Origin of the sequence: Klebsiella sp. K4, from assembly GCF_014596785.2 — a bacterium.
Classification (GTDB): Bacteria; Pseudomonadota; Gammaproteobacteria; order Enterobacterales; family Enterobacteriaceae; genus Klebsiella; species Klebsiella pneumoniae.
Map to the genome: position 1 here is coordinate 4,284,570 of NZ_CP115021.1, position 23,275 is coordinate 4,307,844.

A 23,275-nucleotide genomic window follows, 5' to 3' on the forward strand; every position below is an offset into this window, starting at 1 on the left:
CGTTAAGAATCCATGTCACTTTGAGTGCCCACACAGATTGTCTGATAAATTGTTAAAGAGCAGTTGCGACGCGCTTTAGCGCTCTGTCGCGAGGTGGCGTATATTACGCTTTCCTCTTTCAGAGTCAACCCGTTTTTCAGGATTTTTCTCTGCAACCGAACCAGCTGTTTGTGTGAAGTGATTCACATCCGCCGTGTCGATGGAGGCGCATTATAGGGAGCTCTCCGGGAATGACAAGCGGAAAAATACAATTTTATTTCAACCGCTCATCTTTTAAACGCAACGCTTATTTTTGCTGCTTTTTAATCGCCGCCGGCAGCTCTGCCAGGCTATTTAGCACCCAATCCGCCGCTTTTTCCGCTTCTTCAGTCAGGGGCTTACCGGTGCGCACCAGTACTTTAGTCCCGACATCCGCAGCCGCTGCCGCCTGCATATCTTCCAGTTTGTCCCCTACCATATAAGAAGCAGCCATATCGATATGCAGATAGTCGCGGGCGGAAATCAGCATCCCCGGATGCGGTTTACGACAATTACAGGTCTGGCGGTACTCCTCAACCGCACCCTGCGGGTGATGCGGGCAATAGTAGATACCGTCGAGGTCGACACCGCGGTCTGCCAGAGACCAGTCCATCCATTCGGTCAGCGTTTCAAACTGGGCTTCGGTAAATTTACCGCGGGCAATACCGGACTGGTTAGTGACCAGCACCAGCGCGTAGCCCATCTCTTTTAGTTCGCGCATCGCGTCAATGACGCCATCGATAAATTCAAAATTGTCGATTTCGTGGACGTAGCCATGATCGACATTAATAGTGCCGTCACGGTCGAGAAAAATTGCGGGTACTGACTTTGCCACCGGTTTGCTCCTGAAAAAGACTAGTGCCGCTAGTATCGCATGTTTCCGCATGCAAGAAAGTGCTCATTATAAAGAGTCAGATTGATTTAGACGTCTGGATGCCTTAACATCCATTTCATTGCCAGGCATCGCCTGGATACGGCAGAAGAAAATGCCACGGCAAACGGCTAAACGATAATAAATAACTGATGATTAAACTTTCCAATATCACCAAAGTATTCCAGCAGGGGAATCGCAGCATTCAGGCGCTGAATAACGTCAGCCTGCATGTCCCTGCCGGACAGATTTACGGCGTCATCGGTGCCTCCGGCGCCGGTAAAAGTACGCTGATTCGCTGCGTGAACCTGCTGGAGCGCCCGACCGAGGGCAGCGTACAGGTTGACGGCCAGGAACTGACTGCCCTGTCGGAGAAAGAGCTAACCCGCGCTCGCCGTCAAATTGGCATGATTTTCCAGCATTTTAACCTGTTGGCCTCGCGGACCGTTTTCGGCAACGTGGCATTACCCCTGGAGCTGGATAACACGCCGCAGGCTGAAATCAAACGCCGTGTCACGGAGCTGCTGGATCTTGTCGGTCTGGGTGATAAGCACGACAGCTACCCGGCCAACCTCTCCGGCGGCCAGAAACAGCGCGTGGCGATTGCCCGCGCGCTGGCCAGCAATCCTAAAGTATTGCTGTGCGATGAAGCCACCAGCGCCCTGGATCCGGCCACTACCCGTTCCATTCTCGAACTGCTGAAAGACATTAACCGTCGTCTGGGGCTGACCATCCTGTTGATCACCCATGAAATGGACGTGGTTAAACGTATCTGCGACTGCGTGGCGGTCATTAGTAATGGTCAACTGATCGAGCAGGACACCGTGAGCGAAGTCTTCTCCCATCCGAAGACGCCGCTGGCTCAGCAGTTTATTCAGTCCACTCTGCACCTCGATATTCCGGATGACTATCAGGCGCGCCTGAAACCTACCGCCACAGCGGATAGCGTACCGATGCTGCGCATGGAATTTACCGGCCACTCCGTCGATGCGCCGCTGCTCTCTGAAACCGCGCGTCGCTTCAACGTGAATAACAACATTATCAGCGCGCAGATGGATTATGCCGGCGGGGTGAAGTTCGGCATCATGCTCACCGAAATGCACGGTACACAGGAAGACACTCAGGCGGCCATCGCCTGGCTGCAGGAACATCATGTAAAAGTAGAGGTATTGGGTTATGTCTGAGGCAATGATGTGGCTGCTGTTGCGCGGCGTATGGGAAACGCTGGCAATGACTTTTGTCTCTGGCTTCTTCGGTTTTGTCCTCGGCCTGCCGGTGGGCGTGCTGCTGTACGTGACCCGTCCGGGGCAAATCGTCGCCAATGCCAAACTGTACCGCACGCTGTCGGCGCTGGTGAATATTTTCCGCTCCATCCCGTTCATTATCCTGCTGGTCTGGATGATTCCGTTTACCCGCGTGATCGTCGGTACCTCTATCGGCCTGCAGGCAGCGATTGTGCCATTAACAGTTGGCGCCGCGCCGTTTATCGCCCGCATGGTGGAGAACGCCCTGCTGGAAATCCCCACCGGCCTTATTGAAGCCTCCCGCGCAATGGGCGCCACGCCGCTGCAGATCGTGCGCAAAGTCCTGCTACCTGAAGCACTGCCGGGTCTGGTCAACGCCGCCACCATCACGCTCATCACGCTGGTGGGTTATTCCGCAATGGGCGGCGCGGTGGGCGCCGGTGGCCTGGGTCAGATTGGTTATCAGTATGGCTATATTGGATATAACGCCACCGTGATGAATACCGTACTGGTATTGCTGGTTGTTCTGGTTTATTTAATTCAATTCTCTGGCGATCGCATCGTCCGGGCTGTGACTCACAAATAACGTTATTGGCAGACAACACTCATTCTTACAGGAAGGAAATAACATGGCCTTTAATTTCAAAACTTTTGCGGCAGTTGGCGCGTTAATCGGTTCTCTGGCGCTGGTGGGTTGCGGTCAGGATGAAAAAGATCCGAATCATATTAAAGTCGGCGTTATCGTCGGGGCGGAACAGCAGGTCGCTGAAGTTGCGCAGAAAGTAGCAAAAGAGAAGTATGGCCTTGACGTAGAACTGGTGACCTTCAACGATTACGTTCTGCCGAACGAAGCGCTGAGCAAAGGCGATATCGACGTGAACGCCTTCCAGCATAAACCGTATCTCGATCAGCAGATTAAAGACCGCGGCTATAAGCTGGTGGCCGTCGGTAACACCTTCGTCTACCCGATCGCGGGTTATTCGAAGAAAATCAAATCGCTGGACGAACTGCAGCCGGGCTCCCAGATCGCCGTCCCTAACGATCCGACCAACCTCGGTCGTTCTCTGCTGCTGCTGCAGCAGGTGGGCCTGATCAAACTGAAGGATGGCGTAGGCCTGCTGCCGACCTCGCTGGACATCGTCGAGAACCCGAAAAACCTGAAGATTGTTGAACTGGAGGCGCCGCAGCTGCCGCGTTCCCTGGACGATGCGCAGATTGCGCTGGCCGTTATCAACACCACTTACGCCAGCCAGATTGGCCTGACCCCGGCGAAAGACGGCATCTTTGTTGAAGGTAAAGAGTCTCCTTACGTGAACCTGATTGTGGCGCGCGAAGACAATAAAGATGCTGAGAATGTGAAAAAATTCGTTCAGGCTTACCAGAGCGATGAAGTTTACGAAGCAGCGAACAAGATCTTTAACGGCGGTGCCGTGAAAGGCTGGTAATCTTTTCTCACCGTAATATCATTCAGGACGGGCTTCACGCCCGTCTTGTCATTTATGCAAGCACCTGATTCAATAACGCCCTGTTTTTTATTCATTGAGGAAATACTATGCGTGCTTTACCGATCTGTTTGTTAGCACTCATGTTAAGCGGTTGTTCCATGCTAAGCAGATCTCCCGTTGAGCCTGCTCAAAGCACTGCAACCCCGCCGGTTAAATCTGAGCCGAGCAAACCGCGCGCCACCCGCCCGGCCCCAGTACGTATTTACACCGATGCGTCAGAGCTGGTTGGTAAACCGTTCCGCGATCTGGGTGAAGTATCTGGCGAGTCCTGCCAGGCTTCGAATCAGGATTCTCCGCCGAATATCCCCACCGCGCGCAAGCGCCTGCAAATTAATGCCGCGCGTATGAAAGCCAATGCCGTCCTGCTTCACCGCTGCGAAGTGACCAGCGGTACGCCAGGCTGCTACCGTCAGGCCGTTTGCCTGGGTTCAGCGCTTAACGTCTCGGCGCAATGAGCGCATTTCAGTTCGCGCAAATAGGCGTCATCCGTTCGCCGTATAAAGAGAAGTTTGCCGTTCCTCGCCAGCCAGGCCTGGTGAAACACGGCGGCGGAGAACTCCATCTGGTCGCGCCCTATAACCAGGCCGACGCCGTGCGTGGCCTGGAGAGCTTCAGCCATCTGTGGATCCTGTTTGTGTTTCATCAGACAATGGAAGGCGGTTGGCGTCCGACGGTGCGACCTCCCCGACTGGGCGGCAATGCGCGGATGGGCGTCTTCGCCACCCGTTCAACGTTTCGCCCTAATCCCATCGGCATGTCGCTCGTTGAGCTCAAGGGCATTCGCTGTCAGAAAGATCAGGTAATACTGGAACTCGGCAGCCTCGATCTCGTCGACGGGACGCCGGTGGTTGATATCAAACCGTATCTTCCTTTCGCCGAAGCCCTGCCGGACGCCAGCGCCAGCTATGCACAGCAGGCGCCGCTGGCGGGTATGAACGTCAGCTTTACGCCGGAAATAGACGCACAGTTACTCACGCTGGAAAAACGCTACCCACATATCAAAGCGTTTATCCGCGAGGTGCTGGCGCAGGATCCGCGTCCGGCCTACCGAAAAGAGGAACAAGCGGGAAAAACGTATGCCGTCTGGCTGCTGGATTTCAACGTCCGCTGGCGGGTGACTGCCTCCGGTTTTGAAGTCTTTGCCCTCGAAGCGCGCTAATTTTATTTTCCTCTCTTTTGGCATCTTTGCCACACTGGTAAACTAAACCACTTTTTTTGTTTCAGGCTGGGCAACCAGCCTGTTCCGCTCGTTTAACTGGAACCGTTACAACATGCGTACTAGCCAATATCTGCTCTCCACTCTGAAGGAGACACCTGCCGACGCCGAGGTAATCAGCCATCAGCTGATGCTGCGCGCCGGGATGATCCGCAAGCTGGCCTCCGGGTTATACACCTGGCTGCCGACCGGCGTGCGCGTCCTGAAAAAAGTCGAAAACATCGTGCGTGAAGAAATGAACAACGCCGGTGCGATCGAGGTGTTAATGCCGGTCGTTCAGCCATCTGAACTGTGGCAGGAGAGCGGGCGCTGGGAGCAGTACGGCCCGGAACTGTTGCGCATTGCCGATCGCGGCGATCGTCCGTTCGTCCTCGGCCCAACCCACGAAGAGGTCATTACCGATCTGATCCGCAACGAGCTGAACTCCTATAAACAGCTGCCGCTGAACTTCTATCAGATCCAGACCAAATTCCGCGACGAAGTACGCCCGCGTTTCGGGGTGATGCGCTCCCGTGAATTCCTGATGAAAGATGCCTACTCTTTCCATACTTCGCAGGAATCGCTGCAGGAAACCTACGACGCGATGTATGCCGCTTACAGCAAAATCTTCAGCCGTATGGGGCTGGATTTCCGCGCGGTACAGGCTGACACCGGTTCTATCGGCGGCAGCGCCTCTCATGAATTCCAGGTGCTGGCGCAGAGCGGCGAAGACGATGTGATCTTCTCCGACAGCTCCGACTACGCGGCAAACATCGAGTTTGCGGAAGCCGTTGCGCCGAAAGAGCCGCGCGCAGCCGCCACCCAGGAGATGACCCTGGTCGATACGCCGAACGCCAAAACCATCGCCGAGCTGGTGGAGCAGTTCAACCTGCCGATCGAAAAAACCGTGAAAACTCTGCTGGTGAAAGCGGTTGAAGATAGCGCTTCCCCGCTGGTTGCCCTGCTGGTGCGCGGCGATCACGAGCTGAACGAAGTGAAAGCGGAAAAACTGCCGCAGGTCGCCAGCCCGCTGACCTTCGCCACCGAAGAAGAGATCCGCGCCCTGGTGAACGCCGGTCCGGGCTCCCTGGGCCCGGTGAACATGCCGGTTCCGGTGATTATCGACCGTACTGTAGCGGTGATGAGCGATTTCGCCGCTGGCGCCAACATCGATGGCAAACACTACTTCGGCATCAACTGGGACCGCGATGTCGCGACGCCGGAAGTGGCCGACATCCGTAACGTCGTCGCCGGCGACCCGAGCCCGGACGGTAAAGGTACCCTGCTTATTAAGCGCGGTATCGAAGTGGGTCATATCTTCCAGCTGGGGACGAAGTACTCCGAGGCGATGAAAGCCGCGGTCCAGGGCGAAGATGGCCGTAACCAGATCCTGACCATGGGCTGCTATGGTATCGGGGTGACTCGCGTGGTAGCGGCGGCGATTGAGCAGAACTTTGACGATCGCGGTATCGTCTGGCCGGATGCGATTGCGCCGTTCCAGGTGGCGATCCTGCCGATGAACATGCACAAGTCTTACCGTGTGCAGGAGCTGGCGGAGAAACTGTACGCCGAGCTGAGCGCCCAGGGTATTGAAGTGCTGATGGACGATCGTAAAGAGCGTCCGGGCGTGATGTTCGCCGATATGGAGCTGATCGGTATCCCGCACACCATCGTGCTGGGCGATCGTAACCTCGACAACGATGATATCGAATACAAGTATCGTCGCAACGGTGAGAAGCAGCTGATTAAGACCGGAGATATTGTGGAATATCTGGTTAAATCGATAAAAGGCTAACACCCACCTCAGGGCCCTGAACGGATGTCAGGGCCTTTTTTTTTACAAGGACAGTACCAATGACTGCACATCTCCTCCGCAGCGGACTGCTTACTTTTGCCCTGCTCCTGCTTACCGCCTGTACCCTGGACGTCGGCCGCAGCTCGCCTTCCACATCTGCTGCCGATGACCATTCATCATCCTGGGCTGTTACCCTCCAGCGTCAAAGCTCGATTGCCGGCAGCGGACTGCGCGAAATCGCCGAAAGCGACCTGCGCTCCGGCGACCTGCTGTTCTCCTCCAGCCTGGGCGTCACATCGCTTGGGATCCGCGCCTTCAGCGCCTCTTCCGTAAGCCACGTCGCGCTGTATGTTGGCGAAGGTCAGGTTGCGGAAGCCACCGGTGCCGGCGTACAAGTGATTAGCCTTCAGCAGGCGCTGGCGCACAGCGATAAACTCTTTGCTCTCAGGGTGCCTGACCTGACGCCGGACCAGGCAACGACGATGAAAAGTTTTGCCTGGCAGGTCAAAGACAGCGGGTATAACTATCGCGGCATTATTCAGTTTATCCCTTATATGGTCACCAAACCGCTCTGCTCGCTCAACCCCTTCTCACGAGACTTTCGCCAGCAGTGCGTCAGCGGCCTGGCCAAAGCGCAGCTGGGCGATGCGGCAAGCGGCGACAAGAAAGCGTGGTTTTGCTCGGAGTTTGTCAGCGAGGCCTTTGTCCGAGCCGGGCATCCGCTGACGCTCGCGCAGGCGGCGTGGATCAGTCCTTCCGATCTGCTGCACATGCGGGAAGGAGACGTCGCCACGTTTAAACCCGAAACGCAGCTCCAGTATGTCGGGCATTTGAAACTGGGAGTTTATGTTCAGGCCGGTAAGCTGGTGGGGCTGAACAAACCGAAGGACGGTGCGGAGTAAAGAAACGATTGACGCTTTTCCGCCAGCCAGATCCACGCTCACTCTTGATGTGACAGGGCTAATAACAGGAGTCAGTAGGTGGTACTGCGCGGGATCATCCCCTGCCCGTTACCCGGACAGGGGCCAGACAATCAATGGCTGCAGTCTTTACCGGGAATAAATTTGCCGGCTTGATCCGTCGTCAGCGTTTTCATCATCTCGCCGGTATCCGGGTTCGCTTCGAGAGTAAAGTGCCCTTCTACCACCAGCAGTACCGGGCGAGTATCGGTCCCGCGCGCGGCGGCATAATCCCGTTCAAGCTGGGCATTGTTCGCCACCGCGACGCGTTTACCGGTCGCACAATCGGTAAAGGTTGCCGCATCGCCCATATAGAAATACATGCCGCGCATCGCCATCGGCGTCGTCGGCAGGCTGGCCTTCACTGGCTCCAGGGTATAGTTGAGAGGAGACTGAATGGGGCTTCCGTTGCGGTCGAGCATCTCCAGCTTGTCGCCTTTCGCGCGAAAGTAAGATTTCTCGCCCTTGCTGTTGGTCAGCACCAGCTTATCCGCGGTACGTGCCCAGGTGCCGTACGAGGCAAAGGATGACGGCTCACGACGGGCGCCCTGGTAGTGCTCATTCATCACCCAAGTCCCGTCTTTTTCCAGGAACAGCGAGGTGTCGATACCTTCGCAATCCGCGCAAGGCAGCACGCCTCGCCAGCTTTGCTGCATCGGCTTGAGCTCTTCCATCGCCGCTGGCTGGACCGTGTCAGTCTCGGCGCGATGGTTACAACCAAACAGCGCGAACAGCGAACAGGCCGCTATCACGGAGAATACGATTTTCTTCACTTTGCTTTCCTTATCATCCATTTCACCCGTTCGCCGACGCCTTCACTGGCGAACTTTCCCACGCAGCGCCTTGACTGAGGACTTCTGTGCCTTGGAAGCAAGGCGTCGCTCTTTCGATGCCCGAGTCGGTCGCGTCTCCCGGCGACTTTTTTGCACTGCGGTTAATTCTTTAATAAGGGCCACCAGCCGGGCGATCGCCGCTTCACGGTTCATCTCCTGGCTGCGGTATTCCTGAGCCTTAATGATAACCACACCGTCAGCAGAAATTAAGTGGTGGCTGGCGGCGAGCAGGCGCTCTTTGTAAAACTCCGGCAGGCTTGAAGCTTTAATATCAAAGCGCAGATGGATCGCCGTCGACGCTTTGTTCACATGCTGCCCCCCTGCTCCCTGGGCGCGAATGCCTGACAAGACGATCTCGTCGTCGGCGAGGGCTACGCTGCGGCTAATAGTAATCATGCCGACGCTTGCCAGGCGGTAAGCTGAATTTCCAGATTATTCCGAGCGTCGGATAACCAGATACTGCCCTCCTGCAGAGTGGCCTGCAGCGTCATGGTACGGTCGGCAAAGGCGCTAAGCAGTGCCAGTTGCGCATCATCAAGATACCAGATGGTCAGCTTCGGGTACGCCGCAAGCTTGCTCTGATTCTGCTGCCACCAGATTTCAGCTGCCCGGCTATTATAAGCAAACAGCGCCACCGCCTGCGCCCGTGAGCAGGCTTTCTTAATCCGCCGCTCATCCGGCAGACCCAGTTCGATCCACAGATCGACCCCGAGATGATCGTTAAGCAGCCACAGCTCCGGCTCGTCATCCGACGACAGACCGCGGGTAAACTGTAGCCGTTCATCGGCATATTTGATCCATGCCAGCAGGCGCAGCATCATGCGCTCCTGGGTTTCTGACGGATGCTGAGCCAGCGTCAGGTTAGCATCCAGAAACTGGTTGCGATCCAGATCGGCTACATTTACCGCAGCTTTATATATTGTCGCTTTCAGCGCCATGAATAAACTCCTGAAAAGAATGGCGTACATTGTAGCGAAACTGGCGGCAAAAGGCTGTCGTCAATCGCAGCAACCTGTTTCATCCTGCTGAAATTGCTTAAATGACTATGATATAGTTCCCTTGCTAAACAGAGTTTATCTTCGTAGGCTTAAACTTGCATCCCACGGTTGAGTCAGAACGCTGACAGGAGGGCATGTGGACCACTATTGTGAGTTAATACGCAAGCGGTATGCGGAAATAGCCAGCGGAGACTTAGGGTATATCCCGGATGCGCTGGGTTGCGTGTTGAAAGTATTGAATGAGATTGCGGCGGATGAGGCCCTTTCGGAGTCAGTCAGGGAAAAGGCCGCTTATGCGGCAGCAAACTTACTGGTGAGCGATTATGTCAATGAATGATACTTATCAACCCATTAACTGCGATGATTACGACAACCTGGAGCTGGCCTGCCAGCATCACCTGGTGCTGACGCTGGCGCTGAAGGATGGCGAACAGCTGCAGGCAAAGGCCAGCGATCTTATCTCGCGAAAAAATATCGAGTATCTGGTGGTCGAACTCGCCGGCAACGTCCGCGAGCTGCGCCTGGATAAAATCGCCAGCTTCAGTCACCCGGAAATCGGCACCGTGGTGGTGAGCGAATCCTGAATCAAAAACGGGCTTAATCGCCCGTTTTCCTCCACATCAGCCTGACCCCTTCCCCGTCCTTCACTTCACCTTCTGTGGTCACAAACAGATCGTCCGCTGCGGCAATCGGCGTTTCGCCGTAAAACAGCAGCGGCGTGGTGTCTCGTCGCCACGGAGCAACGCCCAGCTCCTGCCAGAGCTTCTTAAGCTTGCGTCCGCCATGGCGCCCGACAATATGCAGGTGGCCGCTGGCGCGAAAGCGGACGGTGACCGGCTCATCCGCCGACGGCGGGCGCAGCCTGCCGCCGGGCTGCAGCGTCAGCTCGCCGAGACCGTCCGCCAGCCGCAGCGGCTGGCGCCAGTCGGGCCAGCGCTGAACGCTGTCCGTCTGACCGGGAAGATACTTCACCCAGTACAAACGCTGTTGAAAACGGCGGACGGTAAATTCCCCCAGCCGCAGACAGGGGCTGGCATCTTCCCGCGCCAGCGCCACCTCGTGCCAGAGGCGCTCAGGCACCTCGCGGGCGGGCATCGGCGCCTGCTGCCCGGCGAGCCAGCGACGCAGCAGCGCCGCTCGGCGCGGCGGACTCATCGACGCCAGCGGCGCGATAGCCAGCGAGCCATCTTCGGCCACCAGCGACGCCAGCTCCGCCGCCAACATCTCGTCCAGCAGTTGTTCCTGCTCGGCGCACAGGCTGGCGCTGCGGGCGACGGCCTCGCTAAAGTGCGGCCAACGCTCGCGCAGCACCGGGATCACCCGCAGGCGCAGGAAATTGCGGTCATAGGTATCATCCTGATTACTCTCATCTTCGATCCACGACAGCTGATGGGCGAGCGCCCACTGGCGTAGTGATTCGCGGGTTTCATTGAGGAGAGGACGCAGTAGTCGACTGCCGGCAAAGGCAGAGGATGGCGCCATCGCCGACAGGCCGGTAGGACCGCTGCCGCGTTTTAACGCCAGCAGCAGGGTTTCGCACTGATCGTCCTGGTGCTGGGCGGTCACTAACACCTCGCCGGCATTGAGCGTATCCTGAAAGGCCTGATAGCGCGCCGCACGAGCGTGGGCCTCGACGCCCAGCCCTCCCCGGGCTAACGTCACGTGATGCACCACCAGCGGCACCTGCCACTGCTGGCAAATCTGCCGACAATGCACCACCCAGTCGTCTGCGTGGACGCTAAGGCCGTGGTGAACATGCACCGCCCGCAGCGTCAGCGAGGGATCCTGTTCCCGCAGCAGCACCAGCTGATGCAGAAGAACCGTCGAGTCCAGACCGCCGCTGAAGGCCACCAGCAGCTGGCGATGGGGATGAAGCGTATGCGCAATATCAGCCGTCATATCCACGAACATACCGAGAAGTGATGGCCCGGCACGTTACCGGGCCAGGGTCGCGCTGGCAAGATTTACTGCTGATATATTTCCAGCGGCAGGTCGTCCGGATCGCTAAAGAAGGTAAAGCGTTTACCGGTAAAGGGATCGACACGAATCGCTTCGCACTCCACGCCATGCGCGGTGAGATGGGCTACCGCGGCGTCGATATCATCCACGCTAAAGGCCAGATGACGCAGCCCGCAGGCTTCCGGACGACTGGGGCGGGCTGGCGGAAACGGGAACGAGAACAACTCAATCACATACTCGCCGTTGAGCGCCAGATCGCCTTTCCAGGAATCGCGCTCGGCGCGATAAAACTCACTTTGCAGCGTAAACCCCAGAATATCGCAATAGAACGCTTTACTGCGGGCGTAGTCGGTCGCAATGATGGCAATATGGTGAACCCGTTTCAAACCCAGCATGGTTAAACTCCTTCTGTTAAGCCAGCCACGTTACTCGTGCGCGCCGTTAACGCGCAAGCCTTTCGTCATTTTTTAAGACTCGTACCCGATACACACCGTCCTCATCGCGCTTGGCGCCGTGAATATCGGTCTCAAAGCCCGGGTAATGACGGCCGATAGAGCAAAGCATCAGCAGAAAATCGAGCACCGCCCGGCTTTCCTCGGTGATCATCTCTCCCGGCATCAGCAGCGGAACCCCCGGCGGATAAGGGAGGATCATGTTGGCCGAAATCCGCCCCACCAGGTTCTCCAGTTCAATAGTTTCCACCTCCCCCTTGATCTGGCGCTGCCAGGCGTGATGCGGCGTCATTTTCATTTCCGGCAGGACGTCAAAGGCGCTGAGCATCAGCTGCGGCAGCTGATGCTGACGGATCAAGCGGTGGATCCCCTGCGCCAGATCCTGGATCCGCATGTTGCGGTAGAAGTCGGGATCTTCGGCGTACAGATCCGGCAGCATATTTTTCACCCGCAGATTGAGATCGTAGGCGCGTTTAAACTCGGTCAGGCCGCGCAGCAGCCCCATCGCCCGGGTTTTATCGATGCCGATACTGAACAGGAACAGCAGATTGTAGGGGCCTGTTTTCTCTACCACCACGCCCCGCTCGTCGAGGAACTTCGCCACCAGCGCCGCCGGGATCCCCTCTTCATCCATATTCCCCTGCTCGTCCATGCCCGGCGTCAGAATGGTGACCTTCACCGGATCGAGATACATATGATCCGCATCGGCATCTTTGAAACCGTGCCAGTCCTCGCCCGGCGCTACCGGCCAGCACTCGGCTTTATCCACGGCTTCCGGCTGCCAGATATCAAAGAACCAGCCGTCCGACTCCTCGCGCAGTCGCTGCACCTCTTTGCGGAAGTCCAGCGCCCGCTCAATGGAGCGCTGGATCAGACGTTTACCGGAGTTGCCGCGCAGCATCGCCGCCGCGGTCTCAATCGACGCGACGATGGGGTAGCTCGGCGACGTAGAGGTATGCATCATAAAGGCTTCGTTAAAGGTCTCTTCATCATAGTTGCCTTTAATGTGGATCAGCGAGGCCTGCGACAGCGCGGCCAGCATCTTATGCGTCGACTGCGTCTCGAAGATGACTTTCCCGGGGATCCGCTCCCCGCTCATACCGCTTTTCCCCTGATATATCGGATGGAAATGGGTATAGGGCACCCAGGCGGAATCGAAATGGATCGACGGGACATCGAGCGTCTCCTTAAGCCAGGTGGTGTTATAGAGCAGACCATCGTAGGTGGAGTTGGTGATCACCGCATGCACGGGCCACTGCGCCCCGCCCGTGTCGCGCACTTTCTGCTGAATGCTGTCGCGGGTAAATTCGCGCCGGGGGATACCGCCGAGGATCCCCAGCGCGTTGCGGGTCGGCTTCAGCCACAGGGGAACCACATCGCTCATCATCAGCAGGTGGGCCAGCGATTTGTGACAGTTACGGTCAATCAGCAGGGTGCTGCCGGCGGGCGCCGAGTACATGCCGACAATTTTATTGGACGTCGAGGTGCCGTTGGTCACCATATAGCTTTGCTCGGCGCCAAAGGCGCGCGCGATATACTCCTCCGCCTCCAGGTGCGGGCCGGTATGATCCAGCAGGGAGCCCAGCTCGGTGACCGAAATCGAGACATCCGCCTTCAGCGTATTCCCGCCAAAAAAATCATAGAACAGGCAGCCCACCGGGCTTTTCTGATAGGCGCTGCCGCCCATATGGCCCGGCGTGCAGAAGGTATATTTTCCCTCCTGGACATAGTTGAACAGCGCGCGGGTAAAAGGCGGGGTGATATTCTCCAGGTACTCGCGGGTGTACTGCCCAATGCGGGTGGCGATCTCTTCGGAGAGTCCCAGCGCATATTCGAAGAACCACAGCGTCATGCGCAAATCCTGACTGCTGACATCCATCGTCGAGTGGGCGTTAATAAAGGCGTACAGAGGAAGGTATTCATTGAGCTGATTGATATCGCTGCACAGATCGACGCTGTATTCATCCCAGTCGAAGATCACCCCGCAGATGCGCGGGTTGTGCTCGATAAACTGCAGCAGGTCGGCGCTGTTTTGCGGCCAGATGGTCTGGAAGCCCTGGCGCTGCAGCGCCGCTTCCAGTTCTTTGATCGGCTCGTCTTTGTGGTAGACGCCGTGAGGCCCCATGATGGCGATGATATTCACGCTTTCCTCCTGGTATTCACCTAAGTCAAGCATCATAGCAATCCCCCGGGCGCATCGCACATAAAAAAAGGGCCGGAAAATCCGGCCCTTAGTGTTTAGTCCTGACGAAAAAGTTAAGCGTAACCGTAGCTCATCAGACGCTGATAACGGCGGTTCAGCAGCTCTTCTTCGCTGAGCAGATCGAGGTCTGCCAGGTCTGCCAGCAGCTGCGCCTTCAGGCTTGCCGCCATCGCTTCCGGGTTGCGGTGAGCGCCGCCCAGCGGTTCCGGAACGATAGAATCGATCAGCTTCAGCTCTTTCAGACGCGGGGCGATAATGCCCATCGCTTCCGCAGCCAGCGGCGCTTTATCCGCGCTCTTCCACAGAATGGAGGCGCAGCCTTCCGGCGAAATGACCGAATAGGTGCTGTACTGAAGCATGTTGACCTTGTCGCCCACGCCGATCGCCAGCGCGCCGCCGGAGCCGCCTTCACCGATTACGGTGCAGATAACCGGCACGCTCAGACGCGACATCTCACGCAGGTTGCGGGCGATCGCTTCCGACTGGCCACGCTCTTCCGCGCCGACGCCCGGGTAGGCGCCCGGGGTGTCGATAAAGGTGATGATCGGCATTTTAAACCGCTCAGCCATCTCCATCAGGCGTAGCGCTTTGCGGTAGCCTTCCGGCGCCGGCATCCCAAAGTTGCGGCGAATCTTCTCTTTGGTTTCACGACCTTTCTGGTGGCCGATGATCATCACCGGACGACCGTCAAGACGCGCGATACCGCCGACAATCGCTTTATCGTCAGCGAAGGCGCGGTCACCGGCCAGTTCGTCAAATTCGTCGAACGCCAGGCGGACATAATCCAGGGTGTAAGGACGGCGCGGGTGGCGCGCCAGTTGCGCAACCTGCCATGCACCGAGATCGGCGAAGATTTTGCGCGTCAGCTCTACGCTTTTCTCACGCAGACGATGCACTTCTTCGTCGATGTTAATATCCAGTTTCTCATCCTGACGGCTTACCGCAGTCAGGGAATCGATTTTCGCTTCCAGCTCTGCAATCGGCTGTTCAAAATCTAGGAAATTCAGACTCATAGTATTCCTGTATTAGTCAAACTCCAGTTCCACCTGCTCCGAGCCGATAAGGCCCCGCAGATCGTTAAGTAAACGATCGCTCGGAGAGACGCGCCATGTTGCGCCGAAACGCAACCGCGCGCGTGCATCCGCCCTCTGATAGTAGAGGTGCACTGGAATGGTTCCCGAACGGTGGGGTTCCAGAGACTGACGGAGTCGGTTTAAAAGCTGGTCATCAATTTGCCTGTCCGTCAGCGAGATAGCAAGCCCGCGAGCATATTTTTCCCGGGCTTCGTCAATGTCCATGACTTCACGGGCGGTCATTTTAAGCCCCCCGCTAAAGTCATCAAAGCTGACCTGTCCGCTGACGATAAGTATGCGGTCTTTTTCCAGCAACTGCTGATATTTATCCAGCGCGTCGGTGAATAACATCACTTCCAGCCGCCCGGAACGGTCATCCAGGGTACAGATGCCGATACGATTGCCGCGCTTGGTGACCATTACCCGCGCCGCAATCACCAGCCCCGCCGCCGTGGTGACTTTCCCACGTTCGGTCGGATGCATGTCTTTGAGCCTCACGCCGCCGACGTAGCGCTCAATCTCCTTCAGATACTGGTTAATCGGGTGTCCGGTGAGGTATAGCCCCAGGGTCTCCCTTTCACCATCCAGCACCACCTGCTCAGGCCATGGCTGGCAGCTGGCGTAGGATTGCTCAATTTGCTCGGGCTCTTCCGCCAGCACGCCGAACATATCAGCCTGGCCGATGGCCTCGGCTTTCGCGTGCTGGTCGGCGGCTTTCAACGCATCGCCCAGCGAATTCATCAGCGCCGCGCGATGTGGGCCGAGACGATCGAACGCCCCGGACATAATCAGCTTTTCCAGCACCCGACGGTTGAGCTTTTTAATATCGGTTCGCGCGCAGAGGTCGAACAGCTCGCGGAAATAGCCGCCATTGTTGCGCGCCTCAATAATCGCTTCGATCGGTCCTTCGCCGACGCCCTTGATGGCGCCAATGCCGTAGACGATCTCGCCATCGTCGTTGACGTGGAAATGGTACAGGCCGGAGTTAATATCCGGGGGCAGGATTTTTAGCCCCATTCGCCAGCACTCATCCACCAGGCCAACCACTTTCTCGGTGTTGTCCATATCGGCGGTCATCACCGCCGCCATAAACTCGGCCGGGTAGTGCGCCTTAAGCCACAGCGTCTGGTAGGAGACCAACGCGTAGGCGGCGGAGTGCGATTTGTTAAATCCGTAACCGGCGAATTTCTCCACCAGGTCGAAGATTTTCATCGCCAGTTCGCCGTCAATGCCGTTTTTCTTCGCCCCATCCTCAAAGATAGAACGCTGCTTGGCCATCTCCTCCGGCTTTTTCTTACCCATCGCACGACGCAGCATGTCCGCGCCGCCGAGGGTATATCCGGACAGCACCTGGGCAATCTGCATGACCTGTTCCTGATACAGGATGATGCCGTAGGTTGGCTCCAGCACCGGTTTCAGGCTTTCATGCTGCCACTGCACGTCCGGATAAGAGATCTCCTCGCGGCCATGCTTACGGTCGATAAAGTTATCTACCATCCCCGACTGCAGCGGGCCTGGGCGGAACAGAGCCACCAGTGCGATCATATCTTCGAAGCAGTCCGGCTGCAGGCGTTTAATCAGATCTTTCATGCCGCGCGATTCAAGCTGGAAGACCGCGGTGGTTTCCGAGCGCTGCAGCATGTCGAAGCTTTTCTTGTCATCCAGCGGGATGGCGGCGATATCCAGCGGCCCTTCGCCGTTCTTCTCACGGCGCTTGTTGATCATCTCCAGCGCCCAGTTAATGATAGTGAGCGTACGCAGACCGAGGAAGTCGAATTTCACCAGCCCGGCGTATTCCACGTCGTTCTTATCAAACTGGGTAACCGGATGCAGCCCCTGCTCATCGCAATACAGTGGCGCGAAATCGGTGATTTTGGTTGGAGCGATAACTACCCCACCGGCATGTTTACCGGCGTTTCGCGTCACCCCTTCCAGCTTACGCGCCATGTCGATCAGCGCTTTCACTTCCTCGTCCGCCTCGTAGATCTCCGGCAGCTGCGGCTCGGCCTCAAAGGCTTTCGCCAGCGTCATGCCCGGATCGGGCGGCACCAGCTTGGAGATACGATCGACAAATCCGTACGGGTGACCCAGCACGCGACCGACATCGCGGATGACCGCTTTCGCCGCCATGGTACCGAAGGTGATGATCTGCGATACCGCGTCGCGGCCGTACATATCCGCCACGTGCTCGATAACCTGGTCGCGTTTCTCCATGCAGAAGTCGACGTCGAAGTCGGGCATCGAGACACGTTCAGGGTTAAGGAAACGTTCGAACAGCAGGTCGAACTCCAGCGGGTCAAGATCGGTGATCTTCAGCGCATAGGCCACCAGCGAACCGGCGCCGGAACCGCGTCCCGGGCCAACCGGCACGCCGTTATCCTTCGACCACTGGATAAACTCCATCACAATCAGGAAGTAGCCCGGGAACCCCATCTGGTTGATAACCTGGAGTTCAATATCCAGACGCTGGTCATACTCCGGGCGCCTTTCAGCACGGACGGCAGGATCCGGGAAGAGGAATTCCAGCCGCTCTTCCAGACCCTCTTTCGATTTCATGACCAGGAAATCTTCCGTGGTCATATCGCCGGTCGGGAACTGCGGCAGGAAATATTCGCCAAGCCGCACGGTGACGTTGCAGCGCTTGGCAATTTCAACGCTGTTCGCCAGCGCTTCCGGAATATCGGCGAACAGCTCGCACATCTCTTCCTCGCTGCGCATATATTGCTGCGGCGAGTAGTTGCGCGGCCGTTTCGGGTCGTCGAGCGTAAAGCCGTCGTGGATCGCGACGCGGATTTCATGGGCGTCGAAATCGCTGGTGTCGAGAAAGCGGACATCGTTGGTCGCCACCACCGGCAGGCCGCGCGCTTCCGCCAGCGCCACGGCGGCGTGGAGATAGGCCTCTTCATCCTGTCGACCGGTACGGATCAGCTCCAGAAAATAGCGGTCCGGGAAATGCTCTTCGTAGAAGGCGACGCACTGTTCAACCAGCGGCATATTGCCGCGGATCAGGCTGACGCCGACGTCACCTTTCCGGCCGCCGGAGAGCAGAATCAGCCCTTCCTGATGTTCCACCAGCCAGTCGCGATCGATCCACGGCCCCAGGGCGCCGTAGCCGCGCTGATAGGCGCGGGAAATCAACAGGGTCAGGTTCTGGTAGCCGGTGTTGTTCGCCGCCAGCACGGTCAGCTCGGTAAATTCGTCGCCGAGCAGGTCGCACTGCACGTGAAAGTCGGCGCCGACGATCGGCTTAATCCCCGCGCCGTGTCCCGTCCCGTAGAACTTCACCAGTCCGCAGAGGTTGGTGAAATCGGTGATCGCCAGCGCTGGCATGCCAAGCGAGGCCGCCTTCTTCACCAGCGGCCCGGTCTTTGCCAGCCCATCGATCATGGAATAGTCGCTGTGCACCCGCAGGTGTACGAAACGTGGTTCAGCCATCTTTAGATCCCGGTGACTTAGTTGGACGCCAGGCCCAGGGCACGCTTCACCGGGCCAAAACTGCGCCGGTGATGCTCTGTTGCGCCGTGTTCCTGCAGCTTCTGCAGGTGAACAGCGGTGGGATAGCCTTTATGCTGGGCAAATCCGTAGTGGGGAAATGCGAGGTCCAGCGTGGCCATTTCGGCGTCACGAGTGACTTTTGCCAGAATAGACGCTGCGCTGATTTCTGCCACCCGGCTGTCGCCTTTCACCACCGCCTGGGAGGGCATCGGTAGCGACGGACAGCGGTTGCCATCGATCAGGACAAACTCAGGAACAATGCTCAGGCCGGCGACGGCGCGCTGCATCGCCAGCATAGTGGCATGCAGAATATTCAGCTCGTCGATTTCGTGCGGCTCGGCGCGCCCCAGGCTCCAGCACAGCGCTTTCTCTTTTATCTCATCGAACAGCGCCAGACGACGCTTCTCGCTGAGTTTTTTGGAATCATTCAGACCCACAATCGGCTTCGCCGGATCGAGGATCACCGCCGCGGTCACCACCGCGCCAACCAGGGGGCCACGCCCGACCTCATCGACGCCGGCAACCAGATGGGTATGCGGATAGACGAACTCCATCATTGTTTTGCTAACTCCAGTACGGCGTCCGCCGCCTGCTCATCGGCGTTGCAGCGGATCTGCTGATGCAGGGCGCGGAACGTCTCATGCATCTCATGGCTGGTTTTGCCATCGGCCAGCAGCGGCTGCAGAGCGGCTGCCAGCGCCTGGGGCTCGCACTCATCCTGCAGCAGCTCTTTAACCAGTTCGCGACCGGCCAGCAGGTTCGGTAACGAGACATAGTCGGTTTTTACCAACCGCTTCGCCAGCCAGAAGGTGAACGGCTTCATCCGGTAGCCAACCACCATCGGGCATTTCGCCAGCATACACTCCAGCGCTGCCGTCCCGGAGGCCAGCAGCGCGGCGTCGCTGGCGATCATTGCATCGCGCGCCTGACCGTCCAGCATATGCACGATCATATCCGGCGCCGTCTCAGCTTTAATACGCTCAAACTGCTCCCGCCGTTTAGCATTAACCAGCGGCACCACCACCTGCAGATCGGGATAGGTGGCGCGCAGAAGCTGCGCGGTTTTCAGGAAGTCGGCGCTAAGCATTTCGACTTCCGCGCCGCGGCTGCCGGGTAGCAGAGCGAGGCAGCGCACGCTGTGCGGGATCCCTAACCGGTCGCGCGCAGCGCCTTTGTCAGGATCCAGCGGCATCGCATCCGCCATGGTATGGCCAATAAAGCGGCAGGGGACGTTAAATTTGTCATAAAACGCTTTTTCGAAAGGCAGAAAGGCCAGCACCAGATCGGTGGATCTGCCGATTTTGAAAACGCGTTTTTGTCGCCAGGCCCAGACCGACGGGCTGACGTAGTGAATGGTTTTGATGCACTGCTTTTTCAGATTTCCTTCGAGGGTGATATTAAAGTCAGGGGCGTCGATGCCGACGAAGACATCGGGACGCAGCTCGCCGAAGCGGCGGGTCAAATCGGCGCGAATATGGAGTAAGCGACGCAGGCGACCGAGCACTTCAACAATGCCCATCACCGCCAGCTCTTCCATTTCATACCAGGCTTCGCACCCTTCCGCCTGCATTAGCGGCCCCGCCACGCCGACAAAGCGCGCATTCGGGATGCGTGCTTTAAGCGCGCGGATGAGACCAGCGCCTAGAATATCGCCGGAGGTTTCTCCGGCGACCAGGGCAATCGTCAGGGGACGCTGTTCAGCCATTAACGAATCAAGCCGCGGGTAGAACGAGCGAAGAAATCGACAAACGGCTGAACCTCAGGATGCTGAGCAGCCAGTTCGGCGATTTCCGGCTTGGCTTCTTCCAGCGTTTTGCCGCTGCGGTACAGCAGTTTATACGCGTTGCGGATCGCGGTGATTGCTTCCCGGCTGAAGCCGCGGCGTTTCAGCCCTTCGATGTTAACGCCGAACGGCGTCGCATGGTTGCCCTGGGCAATTACGAACGGCGGAACGTCCTGCGCCACGCCGGAGCAGCCGCCAACCATAACGTGTGAGCCAATGACGCAGAACTGATGCACCGCCGTCATGCCGCCGATAATGACATAATCATCCAGCGAAACATGGCCCGCGAGCGTCGCGTTATTGGCCAGAATGCAGCGATCGCCAAGCGTACAATCGTGCGCCACGTGGGCGTTGATCATCAGCAGGTTATCGTTGCCCACCTTTGTTAATCCACCGCCCTGTACTGTGCCGCGATGAATGGTGACGCTTTCGCGAATGCGGTTGCGATCGCCAATTTCCACCCGGGTCGGTTCGCCAGCATATTTCAGATCCTGGTTAACTTCGCCGATGGAAGCGAACTGATAGATCTCATTGTCACGGCCGATTTTGGTGTGGCCGTTAACGACAACGTGAGACTTCAGCACGGTGCCTTCGCCGATTTCGACGTTAGCGCCAACAATACAAAACGGACCAATGTGGACGTTAGCGCCAATCACGGCGCCTTCTTCTACAATGGCGCTAGGATGAACAAAAGCGGTTTTATCAATCACGTATCAGGCCTCCCGGCTACGCGCACACATCATCGTCGCTTCGCAAACCACTTTACCGTCAACCAGCGCAACGCCTTTGAAACGGGTCAGGCCGCGGCGGGTTTTCTCGAAAGTGACTTCCATAATCATCTGATCGCCTGGTACTACCGGGCGTTTGAAGCGTGCTTCATCGATACCCGCGAAGTAGTACAGCTCGCCTGGTTCCAGTTTTCCGACGCTTTTGAACGCCAGAATCCCGGTGGCTTGCGCCATTGCTTCCAGAATCAGGACGCCCGGCAAAATCGGCTTACCAGGGAAGTGCCCCTGGAAAAACGGCTCGTTTACAGAAACATTTTTTACTGCGCGCAGAAAACGACCTTCTTCAAAATCCAGCACGCGGTCTACCAGCAGGAACGGGTAACGGTGAGGCAGAAGTTCCAGAATCTCTTCAATGTGCAGAGTATGAGTGTCAGTAGTCAAAATACTCTTCCTGTCTAAATGTACTAAAAGGCAATAATAACACGGCCTGCGGCAATCTTTTAGCGAATGCAACAGGCCGGAAATGTCATGTGACCAAATGATGAATTAGTCTTGTTGATTAACCTTGCGCTCAATCGCTTTCAGGCGCTTGCTCATCTCGTCAATATTCATCACCAGCGCAGCGGTTTTACGCCACGCCTTGTTCGGCTGCAGCGGAATACCGGAGGAATATACGCCAGGTTCGCTGATAGGACGCATCACCATCCCCATCCCCGTGACGGTGACCTTATCGCAGATTTCCATATGGCCGTTAATCACGCTGGCGCCGCCAATCATGCAGTAGCGGCCAATTTTCAGGCTGCCCGCCATGATAACGCCGCCAGCGACCGCGGTATTGTCGCCAATCACCACGTTATGCGCAATCTGGCACTGGTTATCAATGATAACCCCGTTGCCAATCACGGTATCGTCCAGCGCACCACGGTCAATCGTGGTGCAGGCGCCAATCTCCACGCGATCGCCAATAATGACGCGACCCAACTGCGGGATCTTTACCCAGTTACCGCGATCGTTAGCGTAGCCGAAGCCATCCGCGCCAATCACCGTGCTGGACTGAATCAGGCAATTCTCGCCGATCTCAATCTCATGGTAAACGGTCACATTAGCCCACAAACGCGAGCCGGCGCCTATTTTCGTATTTTTCCCAACGAAGCAGCCTGCGCCGATAACTACGTTATCGCCCAGCACTACGCCGGATTCGATAACCGCGTTGGCGCCGATGGCAACGTTGCTACCCAGCTTCGCCGACGGATCGATGACCGCGCTCGGCGCGATATCCTGAGCCGGCTGCGGCGTGGTATCAAGAATTTGAGCCATGCGCGCGTAGGTCAGGTAGGGGTTACGCACTACCAGCGCGGCGCTATGGGCAAAAGGTAAATCATCCTGCGTCATCACAACGGCAGAAGCCTGGCAAGCGGCCAGGTGCTCACGGTACTTAGGGTTGACCATGAAAGTGATTTGGCCCGTTTTCGCGCTCTGCATGGACGCAACGCCGGTGATGACGATATCGCCATCACCGTGTAATTCTGCATCCAACTGCTGCGCGAGATCAGCCAGTCGAATTGAAGGCATTACTTATTTAACCTGTTTCAGCACATCAGCGGTGATGTCTTTTACATCGCTGCTGTTATATGCAACGGCATTCGCGTCAACCACCAGATCGATGCTCTGATCTTTCGCTACGCTCTGTACGGCAGTCTGGATACGGGTAACCAGTTTGCCACGCTCTTCGTTGGAACGACGTGCGCGATCCTGTTCAAACGCCTGCGCTTTCTGGGAGAAGGTCTGGCGCTGAGCCATCACGTCTTTTTCCAGTTTGGTACGTTCGGCGCCCGGCTTCATGGACTGCAGACGCTGCATTTTGGATTGCAGGTCGCCTTCCATACGCTGCAGTTCGCTAGCGCGGCCTTTGAACTCGTTTTCCAGCGTGTTGGAAACGCCAGTTTTCTGGGCAACCTGTTGGAACAGGCTGTTCATGTTCACCAGGGCAATTTTATCTGCCGCCTGAGCGGAAGTTACCATTGCCAAACCCAGACCTGCAGCTAATAACCACTTTTTCACAATAAACTCCTTACCATCCCATGAGTACCCAGGGGTACCGTTATTTGCGTGGCGAGGCGATAAACGCGTTATCGCCTACAGTCAGCGCTATACTGCACTTGCA

Annotated in this window: 24 protein-coding genes; 9 read left to right on the forward strand and 15 right to left on the reverse strand. The window is 57.2% G+C overall.

The window, feature by feature from the left end; all coding sequences use genetic code 11:
- Positions 1-286: 286 nt before the first annotated feature.
- Positions 287-853, reverse strand: coding sequence for a D-glycero-beta-D-manno-heptose 1,7-bisphosphate 7-phosphatase (gene gmhB / locus IB144_RS21255; protein ID WP_023283235.1), 567 nt, complete (start codon positions 851-853; stop codon positions 287-289).
- 188 nt (positions 854-1,041) lie between these two features.
- Between gmhB and metN the strand changes: the two genes are divergently transcribed.
- The 7 genes from metN (at position 1,042) to IB144_RS21290 (ending at position 7,530) form a co-directional block, all read left to right on the forward strand.
- Positions 1,042-2,073 (forward strand): methionine ABC transporter ATP-binding protein MetN, encoded by a 1,032-nt coding sequence (gene metN / locus IB144_RS21260; RefSeq protein ID WP_002889450.1) that lies wholly within the window; start codon positions 1,042-1,044, stop codon positions 2,071-2,073.
- On the forward strand, positions 2,066-2,719 hold the full coding sequence (locus IB144_RS21265) for a methionine ABC transporter permease MetI (protein ID WP_002889448.1): 654 nt from the start codon (positions 2,066-2,068) through the stop codon (positions 2,717-2,719). The genes metN and IB144_RS21265 overlap by 8 nt, the downstream gene beginning before the upstream one ends.
- A 43-nt stretch (positions 2,720-2,762) precedes the next feature.
- On the forward strand, positions 2,763-3,578 hold the full coding sequence (metQ, locus tag IB144_RS21270; RefSeq protein WP_002889445.1) for a methionine ABC transporter substrate-binding lipoprotein MetQ: 816 nt from the start codon (positions 2,763-2,765) through the stop codon (positions 3,576-3,578).
- 107 nt (positions 3,579-3,685) lie between these two features.
- Positions 3,686-4,093, forward strand: a complete 408-nt coding sequence (rcsF, locus tag IB144_RS21275; RefSeq protein ID WP_002889443.1) for an Rcs stress response system protein RcsF — start codon at positions 3,686-3,688, stop codon at positions 4,091-4,093.
- Complete coding sequence (tsaA, locus tag IB144_RS21280) at positions 4,090-4,797, forward strand: tRNA (N6-threonylcarbamoyladenosine(37)-N6)-methyltransferase TrmO (RefSeq protein ID WP_002889441.1); 708 nt, start codon at positions 4,090-4,092, stop codon at positions 4,795-4,797. Before rcsF ends, tsaA begins: the two co-directional genes overlap by 4 nt.
- 112 nt (positions 4,798-4,909) lie before the next feature.
- Positions 4,910-6,628 (forward strand): proline--tRNA ligase, encoded by a 1,719-nt coding sequence (gene proS / locus IB144_RS21285; protein ID WP_048289013.1) that lies wholly within the window; start codon positions 4,910-4,912, stop codon positions 6,626-6,628.
- Between the two features lie 59 nt (positions 6,629-6,687).
- Positions 6,688-7,530 carry a YaeF family permuted papain-like enzyme gene (locus IB144_RS21290; RefSeq protein ID WP_048289012.1) on the forward strand — a complete coding sequence of 281 codons (843 nt, stop codon included), beginning with the start codon at positions 6,688-6,690 and terminating at the stop codon, positions 7,528-7,530.
- A gap of 131 nt (positions 7,531-7,661) precedes the next feature.
- Here IB144_RS21290 and nlpE read toward each other — a convergent pair whose 3' ends face one another.
- From nlpE to IB144_RS21305, 3 genes are read right to left on the reverse strand one after another with little or no spacing between them, the layout of a single operon-like run.
- Positions 7,662-8,360, reverse strand: a complete 699-nt coding sequence (nlpE, locus tag IB144_RS21295; RefSeq protein WP_149358922.1) for an envelope stress response activation lipoprotein NlpE — start codon at positions 8,358-8,360, stop codon at positions 7,662-7,664.
- A gap of 42 nt (positions 8,361-8,402) precedes the next feature.
- Positions 8,403-8,816: an alternative ribosome rescue aminoacyl-tRNA hydrolase ArfB gene (gene arfB / locus IB144_RS21300; protein ID WP_002889433.1), complete on the reverse strand. Its 414-nt coding sequence runs from the start codon at positions 8,814-8,816 to the stop codon at positions 8,403-8,405.
- Complete coding sequence (locus IB144_RS21305; protein ID WP_002889431.1) at positions 8,813-9,358, reverse strand: YaeQ family protein; 546 nt, start codon at positions 9,356-9,358, stop codon at positions 8,813-8,815. The genes arfB and IB144_RS21305 overlap by 4 nt, the downstream gene beginning before the upstream one ends.
- 196 nt (positions 9,359-9,554) lie before the next feature.
- Between IB144_RS21305 and IB144_RS21310 the strand changes: the two genes are divergently transcribed.
- A complete protein-coding gene (locus IB144_RS21310) occupies positions 9,555-9,755 on the forward strand; it encodes a YaeP family protein (protein WP_002889429.1) in 201 nt (66 codons plus the stop codon).
- Positions 9,742-10,002 (forward strand): Rho-binding antiterminator, encoded by a 261-nt coding sequence (gene rof / locus IB144_RS21315; RefSeq protein ID WP_002889424.1) that lies wholly within the window; start codon positions 9,742-9,744, stop codon positions 10,000-10,002. The genes IB144_RS21310 and rof overlap by 14 nt, the downstream gene beginning before the upstream one ends.
- Positions 10,003-10,015: 13 nt before the next feature.
- Here the strand turns inward: rof and tilS are convergent, their stop codons facing one another.
- The 11 genes from tilS to skp all read right to left on the reverse strand — a co-directional run bounded on the left by tilS (position 10,016) and on the right by skp (position 23,172).
- Entirely contained in the window at positions 10,016-11,329 is a 1,314-nt protein-coding gene (gene tilS / locus IB144_RS21320) for a tRNA lysidine(34) synthetase TilS (RefSeq protein ID WP_048289010.1), read from the reverse strand.
- A gap of 53 nt (positions 11,330-11,382) precedes the next feature.
- The gene (locus IB144_RS21325; protein WP_002889387.1) at positions 11,383-11,772 is read right to left on the reverse strand and encodes a VOC family protein; all 390 of its coding nucleotides are present in this window, start codon (positions 11,770-11,772) and stop codon (positions 11,383-11,385) included.
- Between the two features lie 46 nt (positions 11,773-11,818).
- Positions 11,819-13,972, reverse strand: a complete 2,154-nt coding sequence (locus IB144_RS21330) for a lysine decarboxylase LdcC (RefSeq protein ID WP_002889384.1) — start codon at positions 13,970-13,972, stop codon at positions 11,819-11,821.
- Between the two features lie 113 nt (positions 13,973-14,085).
- Positions 14,086-15,045 carry an acetyl-CoA carboxylase carboxyl transferase subunit alpha gene (gene accA, locus IB144_RS21335; RefSeq protein ID WP_004145855.1) on the reverse strand — a complete coding sequence of 320 codons (960 nt, stop codon included), beginning with the start codon at positions 15,043-15,045 and terminating at the stop codon, positions 14,086-14,088.
- Positions 15,046-15,057: 12 nt separating this feature from the next.
- Complete coding sequence (gene dnaE / locus IB144_RS21340) at positions 15,058-18,540, reverse strand: DNA polymerase III subunit alpha (RefSeq protein WP_009309278.1); 3,483 nt, start codon at positions 18,538-18,540, stop codon at positions 15,058-15,060.
- Positions 18,541-18,557: 17 nt separating this feature from the next.
- Complete coding sequence (gene rnhB, locus IB144_RS21345) at positions 18,558-19,157, reverse strand: ribonuclease HII (protein WP_002889376.1); 600 nt, start codon at positions 19,155-19,157, stop codon at positions 18,558-18,560.
- Positions 19,154-20,305 carry a lipid-A-disaccharide synthase gene (gene lpxB / locus IB144_RS21350; protein ID WP_048289009.1) on the reverse strand — a complete coding sequence of 384 codons (1,152 nt, stop codon included), beginning with the start codon at positions 20,303-20,305 and terminating at the stop codon, positions 19,154-19,156. Before lpxB ends, rnhB begins: the two co-directional genes overlap by 4 nt.
- A complete protein-coding gene (gene lpxA, locus IB144_RS21355) occupies positions 20,305-21,093 on the reverse strand; it encodes an acyl-ACP--UDP-N-acetylglucosamine O-acyltransferase (RefSeq protein ID WP_023325093.1) in 789 nt (262 codons plus the stop codon). The genes lpxB and lpxA overlap by 1 nt, the downstream gene beginning before the upstream one ends.
- 3 nt (positions 21,094-21,096) lie before the next feature.
- Complete coding sequence (gene fabZ, locus IB144_RS21360) at positions 21,097-21,552, reverse strand: 3-hydroxyacyl-ACP dehydratase FabZ (protein WP_004145858.1); 456 nt, start codon at positions 21,550-21,552, stop codon at positions 21,097-21,099.
- Between the two features lie 105 nt (positions 21,553-21,657).
- Positions 21,658-22,683, reverse strand: a complete 1,026-nt coding sequence (gene lpxD / locus IB144_RS21365; protein WP_002889327.1) for a UDP-3-O-(3-hydroxymyristoyl)glucosamine N-acyltransferase — start codon at positions 22,681-22,683, stop codon at positions 21,658-21,660.
- A gap of 3 nt (positions 22,684-22,686) precedes the next feature.
- Positions 22,687-23,172 carry a molecular chaperone Skp gene (skp, locus tag IB144_RS21370; RefSeq protein WP_004178645.1) on the reverse strand — a complete coding sequence of 162 codons (486 nt, stop codon included), beginning with the start codon at positions 23,170-23,172 and terminating at the stop codon, positions 22,687-22,689.
- Between the last annotated feature and the right edge of the window lie 103 nt (positions 23,173-23,275).

Excerpts from the sequence above, each read along its gene's own strand:
- tilS (WP_048289010.1), bottom strand. The coding sequence starts at position 11,329 with ATGTTCGTGGATATGACGGCTGATATTGCGCATACGCTTCATCCCCAT.
- dnaE (WP_009309278.1), bottom strand. The coding sequence starts at position 18,540 with ATGGCTGAACCACGTTTCGTACACCTGCGGGTGCACAGCGACTATTCC.
- tsaA (WP_002889441.1), top strand. The coding sequence starts at position 4,090 with ATGAGCGCATTTCAGTTCGCGCAAATAGGCGTCATCCGTTCGCCGTAT.
- rcsF (WP_002889443.1), top strand. The coding sequence starts at position 3,686 with ATGCGTGCTTTACCGATCTGTTTGTTAGCACTCATGTTAAGCGGTTGT.
- proS (WP_048289013.1), top strand. The coding sequence starts at position 4,910 with ATGCGTACTAGCCAATATCTGCTCTCCACTCTGAAGGAGACACCTGCC.
- metN (WP_002889450.1), top strand. The coding sequence starts at position 1,042 with ATGATTAAACTTTCCAATATCACCAAAGTATTCCAGCAGGGGAATCGC.
- lpxB (WP_048289009.1), bottom strand. The coding sequence starts at position 20,305 with ATGGCTGAACAGCGTCCCCTGACGATTGCCCTGGTCGCCGGAGAAACC.
- rnhB (WP_002889376.1), bottom strand. The coding sequence starts at position 19,157 with ATGATGGAGTTCGTCTATCCGCATACCCATCTGGTTGCCGGCGTCGAT.
- IB144_RS21290 (WP_048289012.1), top strand. The coding sequence starts at position 6,688 with ATGACTGCACATCTCCTCCGCAGCGGACTGCTTACTTTTGCCCTGCTC.
- rof (WP_002889424.1), top strand. The coding sequence starts at position 9,742 with ATGTCAATGAATGATACTTATCAACCCATTAACTGCGATGATTACGAC.
- lpxD (WP_002889327.1), bottom strand. The coding sequence starts at position 22,683 with ATGCCTTCAATTCGACTGGCTGATCTCGCGCAGCAGTTGGATGCAGAA.
- IB144_RS21305 (WP_002889431.1), bottom strand. The coding sequence starts at position 9,358 with ATGGCGCTGAAAGCGACAATATATAAAGCTGCGGTAAATGTAGCCGAT.
- metQ (WP_002889445.1), top strand. The coding sequence starts at position 2,763 with ATGGCCTTTAATTTCAAAACTTTTGCGGCAGTTGGCGCGTTAATCGGT.
- accA (WP_004145855.1), bottom strand. The coding sequence starts at position 15,045 with ATGAGTCTGAATTTCCTAGATTTTGAACAGCCGATTGCAGAGCTGGAA.
- IB144_RS21265 (WP_002889448.1), top strand. The coding sequence starts at position 2,066 with ATGTCTGAGGCAATGATGTGGCTGCTGTTGCGCGGCGTATGGGAAACG.
- arfB (WP_002889433.1), bottom strand. The coding sequence starts at position 8,816 with ATGATTACTATTAGCCGCAGCGTAGCCCTCGCCGACGACGAGATCGTC.
- IB144_RS21325 (WP_002889387.1), bottom strand. The coding sequence starts at position 11,772 with ATGCTGGGTTTGAAACGGGTTCACCATATTGCCATCATTGCGACCGAC.